The following is a 12,294-nucleotide window of genomic DNA, read 5'->3' as shown; positions in this document are numbered from 1 at the left end:
GCCGTCTCATGAATCCCCTTCTAGACTTTCCCCATAAGCCGGACAACCGGCTCGGGAGAGTGCGATGTGGCGGTGTGCAGGATTACTGGGGATTGTGCTGTTGCTGGGCGGTTGCCAGACCACTCATGACGATTTGATCGCCAAGGGTTATCCACCGGCCTTCGCCGATGGTTTCGATGACGGTTGTGTCAGCGGCCGCCAGGCTGCCGGCTCGATCAGCGGCGAATTTCGCAAGAACGTGCCGCGCTATCTTAAGGACAAGCAATACGCTGACGGCTGGACCGACGGTTTCCGCCAATGTCAGGCGATGCTGGAAAACAAGGATCGCCAAGACTATCGCAACGAGCATTGGGACGAACGCGAGCGCGCCTGGCAGCAACAGAAAGATCAGGACGTCGGGCGGGCTTATCGCTCACCCTAGGTCGCTCCCAGACATCCAGTGAAACCAAATGCCTGCGAGCATGGCCCAAACCTCATACGAGGAGGACACCATGAGTCGCGCATTCGTCAACGAAGACAACGCCGCCGCACAAGCCGATCAACCCGTCGAACGGCAGGTCAGTGAGCAACCCAATTACGTCACGCCGCAGGGGCTGGCGCAGTTGCAGGCGAAAGTCGCCGAGCTGCAAAGCCTGCATGCCGAGCAAACCGCCAAAGGCGAGCAGGCCGACAAGCAACGGCAGGCGGATCTGCAAAGGGATCTGCGTTATTTCAATCAGCGCCTGAGCAGCGCGCAAGTCGCCGTCGCGGCAACGTCCAGAGACAAAGTGCAAATTGGCAGTTGGGTGACCTATGCCGATGAACACGACGCCGAACGTCGCGTGCAACTGGTCGGCGAGGATCAGGCCGATGCAAACAACGACCTGATCAATTGGGCTTCACCGCTGGGCCGGGCGCTGCTTGGCGCCCGACTCAACGACGAGGTGCTGTGGCAGCGCCCCGCCGGCGATCAAGTGATCGAGGTGATCCGCATCGAACCGGCTTAAACCACGCCCTGCGCCAACATCGCGTCGGCGACTTTGACGAAGCCGGCGACGTTCGCGCCCTTGACGTAGTTGATCCGCCCGTTCTCTTCGCCGTAATGCACACAAGCGTGGTGGATCGACTGCATGATCGCGTGCAGCTTGCTGTCCACCTCGCCCGCCGTCCACAGCAGACGCATGGCGTTCTGCGACATCTCCAGACCACTCACCGCCACGCCGCCGGCGTTGGATGCCTTGCCCGGGGCGAACAGAATGCCGGCCTCGATAAAGATATCCACAGCCTCCAGCGTGGTCGGCATGTTCGCGCCTTCGGCCACGCACACACAGCCATTGCGCAACAACGTGCGGGCAGATTCGGCGTCGAGTTCGTTCTGCGTGGCGCACGGCAGCGCGATGTCGCACGGCAGCGACCACGGCAACTGACCGGCGCGGAATTCCAGACCGAACGCTGTCGCCAGTTCGCTGATGCGTCCGCGTTTGACGTTTTTCAGTTCCAGCAGCGCCGACCACTGTTCCTCGCTCAGGCCCGCCTCGCAATACAGCGTGCCTTCGGAGTCGGACAGGGAAATCACCTTGCCGCCCAGATCCATCACCTTGCGCGCGGCGTATTGCGCGACGTTGCCGGAGCCGGAGATCGCCACGCGTTTGCCTTCGACGGTCTGCTCGCGACGCTTGAGCATTTCCTCCGCGAAATACACACAGCCGAAACCGGTGGCTTCCGGACGAATCAGGCTGCCGCCGTAGCTCATGCCTTTGCCGGTCAGCACGCTGGTGAACTGGTTGCTCAGACGTTTGTACTGGCCAAAGAGGAAGCCGATCTCGCGCGCACCAACGCCGATATCTCCGGCCGGCACGTCAACGTCGGCGCCGATGTGGCGATACAACTCGCTCATGAACGCTTGGCAGAAACGCATGACTTCGGCGTCGCTTTTGCCCTTCGGATCGAAATCAGAACCGCCCTTGCCGCCGCCCATGGGCAACGAGGTCAGCGAATTTTTGAAGGTCTGTTCGAAGGCGAGGAATTTCAGCACGCCCATGTTCACCGAAGGATGGAACCGCAAGCCGCCCTTGTACGGGCCGATGGCGCTGTTCATCTGGATGCGGAAACCGCGATTGACCTGGACCTTGCCCTGATCGTCGACCCACGACACCCGAAACACCACCGCCCGCTCCGGCTCGCAAATACGCTCCAGAATCCCCGAGGTCAGGTAATGCGGATTGGCTTCGAGAAACGGCCACAGACTGCGCAACACTTCTTCGACAGCCTGATGAAATTCGGGTTGATCCGGGTCGCGTTGTTTCAGACGGGCAAGGAAGGATTCGACGGATTCGATCATGGAAAAAGTCTCGGCAAATTTATTGTCGTTGGAAGAGATTGGGCCGGACTGTAACAAACGAAATACGCACAGGAACAGAGCAAAATGTCGCAGTTATGAAATTAAATGGTGCACAGGATATAAATCAGGGCGATTTTTTGGTGTGTTTTGCACCTGAATGGTGAATTCCATTCCAAGATTTGCACCAACAATTATTCCGCTTTCGCGAGCAGGCTCGCTCCCACAGGGGAATGCATTTCAAATGCGGGAGCGAGCCTGCTCGCGAAGGGGTCACCACTGTCTGTCTGAAAAAAACCGGGCAAAAAAAACGGAGCCCGAAGGCTCCGCTTTTCCTGCAACCAACCCGATATCAGGCCAGTTTCTTGTGACGTACGCGGTGTGGCTGGGCAGCCGCTTCGCCGAGGCGTTTCTTGCGATCCGCTTCGTACTCGGTGTAGTTGCCTTCGAAGAAGATCGCTTGCGAATCGTCTTCGTACGCCAGGATGTGGGTCGCCACGCGGTCAAGGAACCACCGATCGTGAGAGATCACAATGGCGGCGCCCGGGAAGTCCAGCAGGGCTTCTTCCAGGGAACGCAGGGTTTCAACGTCGAGGTCGTTGGACGGTTCGTCGAGCAGCAGGACGTTGCCACCCTCCTTCAGAGTCAACGCCAGGTGCAGACGACCGCGCTCACCACCGGACAGATCCTTGACGAACTTCTGCTGATCGCCGCCCTTGAAGTTGAAGCGACCGACGTAGGTACGCGACGGGATCTCGTAATTACCGATGCGAATCTGGTCGGAACCGTCGGAGATCTGCTGGAACACAGTCTTGCTGCCGTCCAGGTCGTCACGGCTCTGATCGACGCAGGCCAGTTGCACGGTTTCGCCGACTTCGATGCTGCCCGAATCCGGTTGTTCCTTGCCCATCAGCATGCGGAACAGGGTCGATTTACCGGCGCCGTTACCACCGATCACGCCGACGATGGCGCCCTTCGGCATCGCGAACGACAGGTTGTCGATCAACACGCGATCGCCGTAGCCCTTGGTGACGTTTTTGAATTCGATGACCTTGTCACCCAGGCGCGGACCGGCCGGAATGTAGATCTCGTTGGTTTCGCTGCGCTTCTGGAATTCCTGCGATTGCATTTCTTCGAAGCGTTGCAGACGAGCCTTGGATTTCGACTGGCGGGCTTTCGCGCCTTTGCGCACCCACTCCAGTTCTTCTTTCATGGCTTTTTCGTGGGCCGACTGCTGCTTGGATTCGGCGGCCAGACGATCGGACTTGGCTTCAAGCCAACCCGAGTAGTTGCCTTCGTACGGAATGCCCGCGCCGCGGTCGAGTTCGAGGATCCAGCCGGCGACGTTGTCGAGGAAGTACCGGTCGTGCGTGATCGCTACCACGGTGCCCGGGAAGTCGTGCAGGAAGTGCTCCAGCCACGCTACGGAATCGGCGTCCAAGTGGTTGGTTGGTTCGTCGAGCAGCAGCATGTCCGGCGCGGACAGCAGCAGACGGCACAGGGCCACACGACGTTTTTCACCACCCGAAAGGTGTTCCACTTTCGCGTCCCACGCTGGCAGACGCAGCGCATCGGCGGCGACTTCCAGTTGGCGCTCAAGGTTGTGACCGTCGCTGGCTTGCAGGATCGCTTCGAGCTTGGCCTGCTCAGCAGCCAGTTTGTCGAAGTCGGCATCCGGGTCGGCGTAGGCCGCGTAGACCTCGTCCAGACGCGCTTGCGCATCCTTGATCACGCTGACCGCTTCCTCGACCACTTCACGCACAGTCTTGGTCGGATCAAGTTGTGGCTCTTGCGGCAGATAACCGATATTGAGGTCCGGCATCGGACGGGCTTCGCCTTCGAACTCGGTGTCGACGCCCGCCATGATTTTCAGCAGCGTGGACTTACCCGAACCGTTGAGGCCGAGTACGCCGATCTTGGCGCCCGGGAAGAAGGACAGCGAAATGTTTTTGAGGATTTCCCGCTTCGGCGGAACAACTTTGCCCAGCCGATGCATGGTGAAGACGTATTGAGCCATGGAGAACCTTGGGTCAGTGACAGATGAATGATTGCAGCGCAGGCGAAGCCCGGCCAGACCATGCGCGTCGTTCACTTGATGGTTATCAATGCGTGCGCGCTGAAAAAGTCTGAGTCTAGGAGCTGGAACGCTCCCGCGTAACCGGCAAAGCTACCTGAATGACCGGTGGCAGTCCAGCCGAGCGGGGCTGGCACTTCGCCACAACTCAAGGCATGCTAGCCGCCCTCTGGGCGTCCGGCATATAGTGCACGTCGCGCCAGTCCAGCCAAACCGCAGGATTACAGCTTGTCCAACGTTACCCCGCCAGCTTCCGTGAGCGCGTCCAACCCGGCGAACGGCTCGCCCCTGCGCGGAACATTAAAGGGTGCGCTGGCGACATTGGTGTTGTTGCTGCTGGCCTTGCTGTTCTGGCAACTGCTCGATCAACTGCGCGAAACCCAGAAAAACCAGCGCCAGTACACCATCGACTACACCGCCGACCTCGCCTCGCAGGTCAGCCTGAACATGGCGCTGAATGCGCAAATCGCCCTCAACCTGCTACCGATCGTCGAGCAGCCGCAGTCAGCCGACGAACAGCAGGCCTTGCTGCGCAAACTCCAGCGGTCGCTGCCTGATCTGCGCAGCATGGCGCTGCTCAGTCCTTCCGGGCGGATTCTCAGCGACAGCGCCGCGGACAGCAACGACGCCGATTACCTCACCGAACTGGTTCGCCGCAGCCGCTCCCAGGCGCACTACTTCAGCAATGCCGATGACGGCTCCATGGTGCACCTTTTGCTGCATCAGGCCAGCGGCAGTACCCGCGGCTATTGGGCCTTGCGCCTGACCCCAACGTTTTTCGACGAACTGACCAAACAAAGCGAGACTGGCCTGCGTCCACTGTGGCTGGTGGAAAACCGCGTCAACCATCAGATCGTCAGCCGCGACGAAGCCTTGTCCTCGGCCAAGCCCGGCGTGCTGAGCCCGGACGATCTGGCCAACACCGTGCTGACCGTGCCGCTGAGCAGCAGCGACTGGCAACTGCGCGGCCTGTTCGACCGTCAGCGCGTCCTCGAAGAATTGCTGCCGGCATTCATCGGCAAATGCTTGCTCGGTCTGGCGTTCTCGATGCTGCCGGTGATTGCGCTGTTGAACATGCGCCGCCGTCAGCGCCAGTTGCATGAAGGGCGCCGGCGTTATCAGGACATCTTCGAAGGCACTGGTGTGGCGTTGTGCGTGCTCGACTTGTCGGGCCTCAAGCAAACATTCGACAAGGCACAGATCCAGACCAGCGATCAGCTCAAGGCCTGGCTCGATCAACCAGCGCAACGTCAGCAACTGCTGCAGGAACTGCGCATCACCGAGGTCAATCAGGTCGCGCTGCAACTGCTCAACGTCAATTCCTGTGAGGACGCCTGGCAACTGCTGATCGACGGCCATCCGCACCGCCACTGCGCCATCGGCAATCAGGTGCTCGACGCCGTACTGCAGCAGCAAAACCAGCTGGAACTGGAAATCAAACTGCCGGACATCAATGGCCGTGACCAACACCTGTGGATGGTGCTGCGTCTGCCGCAGGAGCATCACGATTACAAAGCGGTGATCCTCAGCATCAACGACATCACCAGCCGCAAGCTGATCGAACTGTCGTTGCTGGAGCGCGAAGGTTTCTGGTCGGACGTGGTGCGCACCGTGCCGGATCATCTGTATGTGCAGGACGTGATCAGCCAGCGGATGATTTTCAGCAACCACCATCTCGGTCAGACCCTCGGCTACAACCGCACCGAACTGCACCAGATGGGCGAGTATTTCTGGGAAATCCTTCTCCACCCGGAAGACGCTGATTACTACCACCGCTCGCGCCAGATGCAGCGTCACGCCGGTTACAGCCAGTTACTGCAATGCCAACTGCGTTTCCGTCATCGCGATGGCAAGTGGCGGCGCTTCGATATCCGTGAACAGGCACTGGCCCGCGACAAGCACGATCAGGTCACACGGATCATTGGCGTGGCCAAGGACATCACCGAGCAGATCGAAGCCAGCGAATCCCTGCGCGACAGCGAACAGCGCTATCGCATGCTCGCTGAAAGCATCAGCGACGTGATTTTCTCCACCGACAGCAAGCTCTCGCTGAACTATGTCAGCCCGTCGGTGCAAGCCGTGCTGGGTTACGACGCTGAGTGGATTTTCCAGAACGGCTGGCAATCGACCATCGCCAACCCGCAGCAACTGAGTGGTATCTACACGCTGATGGATCGGGTCAGCAAATCGTTGGACAAACCCGAGCAATTGGCCATTTTGCGCAGCCAGGTGCAGACGCAACTGTTTTTGTTCGACTGCTTGCGCGCCGATGGTCGCAAAATTCCGATCGAGCTGCGTCTGGTGCTGGTGTGGGACGAACATGGCGCGTTCGAAGGTGTGCTTGGCGTCGGTCGCGACATTAGTCAGCAGCGCCGCGCCGAAAAAGACCTGCGCATGGCGGCCACAGTATTTGAACATTCGACATCGGCGATTCTGATCACCGACCCGGCCGGCTACATCGTTCAGGCCAACGAAGCCTTCAGCCGCGTCAGCGGTTACGCGGTCAGCGAAGTGCTCGACCAGTTGCCGAACATGCTCACCGTCGATGAGCAACAGGACGCGCACCTGCGCTATGTGCTCAAGCAATTGCACCAGCACAACACCTGGGAGGGTGAAGTCTGGATGAAGCGGCGTAATGGCGAGCATTATCCGGCGTGGGTCGGCATCACCGCCGTACTCGACGACGAAGGCGATCTGGCCAGTTACGTGTGCTTCTTCAGCGACATCAGCGAGCGCAAGGCCAGCGAGCAGCGCATTCACCGCCTCGCCTACTACGACGCCCTCACGCATTTGCCGAACCGCACGCTGTTCCAGGATCGCCTGCACACCGCGCTGCAATCGGCCGAGCGGCAGAAGTCGTGGGTGGTGCTGATGTTCCTCGACCTCGACCGCTTCAAACCCATCAACGACTCCCTCGGCCACGCTGCGGGCGACCGCATGTTGAAAGACATGGCCACGCGCCTGCTGGCCTGCGTCGGCGATGACGACACCGTGGCGCGCATGGGCGGCGATGAATTCACCTTGCTGTTGCAACATCGCTCCAGCCGTGAACTGGCGCTGAACCGGGCGATTCATGTCGCCGAGCAGATTCTTGCCAGTCTGGTGCGCCCATTCGTGCTCGAGGGCCGCGAGTTCTTCGTTACCGCCAGTATCGGCATCGCCCTGAGTCCGCAGGACGGCAACGAACTCAGCCAGTTGATGAAGAACGCCGACACCGCGATGTACCACGCCAAGGAGCGCGGCAAGAACAATTTCCAGTTCTATCAGGCCGACATGAACGCCAGTGCACTGGAGCGTCTGGAGCTGGAAAGCGACTTGCGCCACGCCCTGGAGCAGAACGAATTCGTCCTGTATTACCAGCCGCAATTCAGTGGCGACGGCAAACGCTTGACCGGCGCTGAAGCGTTGCTGCGCTGGCGTCATCCGCGTCGCGGGCTGGTGCCGCCAGGGGATTTCATTCCAGTGCTGGAAGAACTCGGGCTGGTGGTGGACGTCGGCGACTGGGTGATCAGCGAGGCCTGTCGCCAATTGAAGACCTGGCACCAGAATCGCGTGCGCGTGCCGAAGGTGTCGGTGAACATCTCGGCGCGGCAATTCTCCGACGGCCAGCTCGGCACGCGGATCGCCACGATCCTGCGCGAAACCGGCCTGCCGCCGGCGTGTCTGGAACTGGAGCTGACCGAAAGTATTTTGATGCGCGAAGTCAGCGAGGCCATGCAGATTCTCGCCGGGTTGAAAAACCTCGGCCTGAGCATTGCGGTCGATGACTTTGGCACGGGTTATTCATCGCTGAACTACCTCAAGCAATTCCCGATCGACGTGCTGAAGATCGACCGCACGTTTGTCGACGGTCTGCCGTCGGGTGAGCAGGATGCGCAGATCGCCCGGGCGATCATCGCCATGGCGCACAGCCTGAATCTGGCGGTGATCGCCGAGGGCGTGGAAACCCATGAGCAACTGGACTTCCTGCGTGAGCATGGCTGCGATGAGGTTCAGGGGTATCTGTTCGGACGGCCGATGCCGGCGAGCCGGTTTGAGGCGCAGTTCAGTAATGATGCGCTCTTCATGTTTGATTGACGGAGCTAACAGCTCCGATCAATCAAACATGAAGAAAGCTGCAAGCTTCAAGTAGCAAGCGACGAACAAGCGCGAATCGGCTTTTACTTGCCGCTTGTGGCTTGCTGCTTGAAGCCCGCTTATCCACAACCTGATTGTGTTTCATAGCCGTTCTAAAAGCGGTTGGGTTAGAATGCCTCCCTTTTCTGCCCCCGATCCTTGAGGACCGCCATGTTCAGCCGTGATTTGACTATTGCCAAGTACGACGCCGACCTTTTTGCCGCCATGGAGCAAGAAGCTCAGCGCCAGGAAGAACACATTGAGCTGATCGCTTCGGAAAACTACACCAGCCCAGCGGTGATGGAAGCTCAAGGCTCGGTCCTGACCAACAAGTACGCTGAAGGCTACCCAGGCAAGCGTTACTACGGTGGTTGCGAGTACGTCGACATCGTTGAGCAACTGGCCATCGACCGCGCCAAAGAGCTGTTCGGCGCCGATTACGCCAACGTTCAGCCGCACGCCGGTTCGCAAGCCAACGCTGCTGTTTACCTGGCCCTGCTGCAAGGTGGCGACACCATTCTGGGCATGAGCCTGGCCCACGGCGGTCACCTGACCCACGGCGCCAGCGTTTCCTCCTCCGGCAAGCTGTACAACGCGGTTCAATACGGCATCGACGCCAACGGCCTGATCGACTACGACGAAGTCGAGCGTCTGGCAGTTGAGCACAAGCCGAAAATGATCGTGGCTGGTTTCTCTGCCTACTCGCAGATTCTCGACTTCCCACGCTTCCGTGCCATCGCTGACAAGGTTGGCGCTTACCTGTTCGTCGACATGGCTCACGTGGCCGGTCTGGTCGCCGCGGGCGTCTACCCGAACCCGGTGCCTTTCGCTGACGTCGTGACCACCACCACGCACAAGACCCTGCGCGGTCCACGTGGCGGCCTGATCCTGGCGCGCGCCAATGCTGACATCGAGAAGAAGCTGAACTCCGCGGTATTCCCGGGCGCCCAGGGTGGCCCGCTGGAGCACGTGATCGCTGCCAAGGCGATCTGCTTCAAGGAAGCGCTGCAGCCTGAGTTCAAGGCCTACCAGGAGCAAGTCGTGCTGAACGCCCAGGCCATGGCCGAAGTGTTCATCGAACGTGGTTTCGACGTGGTGTCCGGTGGTACCAAAAACCACCTGTTCCTGCTGTCGCTGATCAAGCAGGACATCTCCGGTAAAGACGCCGACGCCGCTCTGGGCAAAGCGTTCATCACCGTGAACAAGAACTCCGTGCCAAACGATCCACGCTCGCCGTTCGTCACCTCCGGCCTGCGCTTCGGTACTCCGGCTGTGACCACTCGCGGCTTCAAGCAAGCCGAGTGCAAAGAGCTGGCCGGCTGGATCTGCGACATCCTGGCTGACCTGAACAACGAGGCGGTGATCGACGCCGTTCGTGAGAAAGTCAAAGCCATCTGCAAGAAACTGCCGGTGTACGGCGCTTAATTGCGACGTTAAACCCGCAGCATGAAAAACCGGCCAAGTGATTGGCCGGTTTTTTTTCGCCCGCAATTATTTTCAAACGCCTGAACCGCTCAAGAATGGGACCTGCCGCACAACTGGTCAGACCGGTCATGCCGATTCGTCATTTTTCACTTGCGACCATGGAAATTCAGCGCCTAGACTGCGCCTGCACTGGACATACCGGTAAGACCACAATAATTAAGTCCTGAATCTGATGCGCTCAACGCGCTCGGCAGCCAGGACACCGACCAGGATTCCTCCCATGCTCAGATGGTGCTCGCGATCAATCTTCCTCCAAGTGGTTCTCGGACTGGTGCTCGGCATCGTCTGCGGGCTGACCCTTCCTGAATACTCGGCCCAGCTCAAACCGCTCGGCGACGGCTTCATCAAACTGATCAAGATGCTCATCGGCCTCATCGTGTTCTGCGTGGTGGTCAGTGGAATCAGCGGTGCCGGCGATCTGAAGAAGGTTGGGCGCATCGGCCTCAAATCGGTGATCTACTTTGAAGTGTTGACCACCATCGCACTGGTGATCGGTCTGGTCTTCGCCTTCAGCACCGGGATCGGCAGCGGCGCGAATATCCACCTGGAGCAATTGTCTGCGGCCGACATGGGTGACCTGGCCGAACGCAGCCAACACATGCACACCACCACGCAATTCCTGATGGACCTGATCCCGACCTCGGTGATCGGCGCCTTCGCCGACAACAACATTCTGCAAGTGCTGCTGTTTTCAGTGCTGTTCGGCAGCGCGTTGAATCTGGTCGGTGAAGCGGCCTCCGGGATCTCGCGACTGATCAACGAGCTGAGCCATGTGATCTTCCGCATCATGGGCATGATCGTGCGTCTGGCGCCAATCGGCGTGTTCGGCGCCATCGCGTTTACTACCAGCAAGTATGGCCTCGATTCGCTGCAACACTTGGGCAGTCTGGTCGGCTTGTTCTACCTGACCTGTATGGCTTTCGTCAGCGTGATTCTCGGCGTCGTGATGCGCGCCTCGGGCCTGCGTCTGTGGCCACTGCTCAAGTACCTGCGTGAAGAGCTGCTGATCGTCATGGGCACCGCCTCGTCCGACGCCGTGTTGCCACAGATCATGCGCAAACTCGAACACCTCGGCATCGGCAGCTCGACCGTCGGTTTGGTGATTCCGACCGGCTACTCGTTCAACCTCGACGGTTTTTCGATCTACCTGACGCTGGCCATCGTATTCATCGCCAACGCCACCGGCACACCGCTGGCCATGACCGATCTGCTGACGATTCTGCTGGTGTCGCTGATCACCTCCAAAGGTGCCCACGGTATTCCCGGTTCGGCACTGGTGATTCTGGCGGCGACGCTGACGGCAATTCCGGCGATCCCGGTAGTCGGTCTGGTACTTGTGCTGGCGGTGGACTGGTTCATGGGCATCGGCCGGGCGCTGACCAACCTGATCGGCAACTGCGTCGCCACCGTGGCCATCGCTCGTTGGGAGAAGGACATCGACGTGCAGCGGGCGAACAAGGTGCTCAACGGCGAACAGGGCTATAGCTTTCAGCCGCGAAAAAACGTCGCCCAAGCGGCGGCCAAAGAATTCTGATTGATCGCCGTGCCTGCTGACTGGCAGGCACGGCTCATGGAGCCAACACGTGATAAGCACATCAACCGTCGTCAACTCAGTGGTCGAAAAACTGCGGGCCGCGTTGGCCCGGGGTCAGTGGCGCTCCGGCGACATGCTGCCGGGCCAGCGCGAACTGGCCGAACAACTGGGCATCAGCCGGCCGAGCCTGCGCGAAGCGGTGATCGTCCTCGAAACTCTCGGTCTGGTGCGTTCGATGCCGGGCAAAGGCGTGGTCGTACTCGACGCGCACATCGGCGACAGCCAGAGCCACGACAGCGCCGTCGCCGTCGCCGGGGCCAGTCTCGAAGACGTGCTGCAACTGCGCTACACCCTTGAGCCGTTCATCGTCGGTCTGGTCGCGCAGTCGATCAGCAGCAAGGAAGTCGGCCAGTTGCGCCTGACCCTCATGGACATGCGTGAAGCCCTTGAAGCCGGCGACAGCGAAGCCGGGGTGAGCGCCTACATCGCCTTCCACGAAGAATTATTCACCCTGACCTCAAACCCGATCTTCCAGAGCGTCGTGCAGCAAACCAGCAACGCCCTCAAGCAAAGCGCCGAAGTGCTGCGCAACTCACCGGAACACCTCGCTGAACGCCTCGACGAAAACGAAGCCGTGGTGCGTGCGATCCGCAGCAAGAACAGCGCCCAGGCCAGCGCTGAAATGCGCCGGCACATTCTGCGTGAAGGTCAGCGGATGGGCATCGAGCTGAATATTCCGGATGACCACTTGAGTCGCTGATCCCTCAT

The 12,294-nt window shown here is 59.8% G+C and carries 8 protein-coding genes; 6 read left to right on the top strand and 2 right to left on the bottom strand.

The window, feature by feature from the left end; genetic code table 11:
* Window positions 1-64 precede the first annotated feature (64 nt).
* Window positions 65-421, top strand: coding sequence for a hypothetical protein (locus tag ACQ4OE_RS18210; protein ID WP_430947458.1), 357 nt, complete (start codon window positions 65-67; stop codon window positions 419-421).
* Window positions 422-491: 70 nt separating this feature from the next.
* Window positions 492-986, top strand: a complete 495-nt coding sequence (locus tag ACQ4OE_RS18205) for a GreA/GreB family elongation factor (protein ID WP_430947457.1) — start codon at window positions 492-494, stop codon at window positions 984-986.
* Here ACQ4OE_RS18205 and gdhA read toward each other — a convergent pair.
* Both gdhA and ettA read right to left on the bottom strand, forming a co-directional pair.
* Window positions 983-2,320, bottom strand: a complete 1,338-nt coding sequence (gene gdhA, locus ACQ4OE_RS18200; protein WP_430947456.1) for an NADP-specific glutamate dehydrogenase — start codon at window positions 2,318-2,320, stop codon at window positions 983-985. The genes ACQ4OE_RS18205 and gdhA overlap by 4 nt on opposite strands.
* A 349-nt stretch (window positions 2,321-2,669) precedes the next feature.
* The gene (gene ettA / locus ACQ4OE_RS18195) at window positions 2,670-4,334 is read right to left on the bottom strand and encodes an energy-dependent translational throttle protein EttA (protein ID WP_110720271.1); all 1,665 of its coding nucleotides are present in this window, start codon (window positions 4,332-4,334) and stop codon (window positions 2,670-2,672) included.
* 285 nt (window positions 4,335-4,619) lie between these two features.
* Between ettA and morA the strand changes: the two genes are divergently transcribed.
* The 4 genes from morA to ACQ4OE_RS18175 all read left to right on the top strand — a co-directional run bounded on the left by morA (window position 4,620) and on the right by ACQ4OE_RS18175 (window position 12,286).
* The gene (gene morA / locus ACQ4OE_RS18190) at window positions 4,620-8,468 is read left to right on the top strand and encodes a cyclic di-GMP receptor MorA (protein ID WP_122592766.1); all 3,849 of its coding nucleotides are present in this window, start codon (window positions 4,620-4,622) and stop codon (window positions 8,466-8,468) included.
* A gap of 210 nt (window positions 8,469-8,678) precedes the next feature.
* A complete protein-coding gene (gene glyA / locus ACQ4OE_RS18185) occupies window positions 8,679-9,932 on the top strand; it encodes a serine hydroxymethyltransferase (protein ID WP_007909785.1) in 1,254 nt (417 codons plus the stop codon).
* Window positions 9,933-10,212: 280 nt separating this feature from the next.
* Window positions 10,213-11,526, top strand: a complete 1,314-nt coding sequence (locus tag ACQ4OE_RS18180) for a C4-dicarboxylate transporter DctA (RefSeq protein ID WP_122592765.1) — start codon at window positions 10,213-10,215, stop codon at window positions 11,524-11,526.
* A gap of 49 nt (window positions 11,527-11,575) precedes the next feature.
* Complete coding sequence (locus ACQ4OE_RS18175; RefSeq protein ID WP_430947455.1) at window positions 11,576-12,286, top strand: FadR/GntR family transcriptional regulator; 711 nt, start codon at window positions 11,576-11,578, stop codon at window positions 12,284-12,286.
* Window positions 12,287-12,294 lie beyond the last annotated feature (8 nt).

This window comes from Pseudomonas sp. WC2, from assembly GCF_050586545.1.
GTDB lineage: Bacteria > Pseudomonadota > Gammaproteobacteria > Pseudomonadales > Pseudomonadaceae > Aquipseudomonas.
Note: the sequence above shows the minus strand (reverse complement) of the source record. Positions and strands in the feature narration are given on the sequence as shown.

What these genes read in the sequence shown, in the direction of transcription:
- ACQ4OE_RS18180 (WP_122592765.1), top strand. Translation starts at nt 10,213, where the DNA reads ATGCTCAGATGGTGCTCGCGATCAATCTTCCTCCAAGTGGTTCTCGGA.
- ACQ4OE_RS18205 (WP_430947457.1), top strand. Translation starts at nt 492, where the DNA reads ATGAGTCGCGCATTCGTCAACGAAGACAACGCCGCCGCACAAGCCGAT.
- glyA (WP_007909785.1), top strand. Translation starts at nt 8,679, where the DNA reads ATGTTCAGCCGTGATTTGACTATTGCCAAGTACGACGCCGACCTTTTT.
- gdhA (WP_430947456.1), bottom strand. Translation starts at nt 2,320, where the DNA reads ATGATCGAATCCGTCGAATCCTTCCTTGCCCGTCTGAAACAACGCGAC.
- ettA (WP_110720271.1), bottom strand. Translation starts at nt 4,334, where the DNA reads ATGGCTCAATACGTCTTCACCATGCATCGGCTGGGCAAAGTTGTTCCG.
- ACQ4OE_RS18210 (WP_430947458.1), top strand. Translation starts at nt 65, where the DNA reads ATGTGGCGGTGTGCAGGATTACTGGGGATTGTGCTGTTGCTGGGCGGT.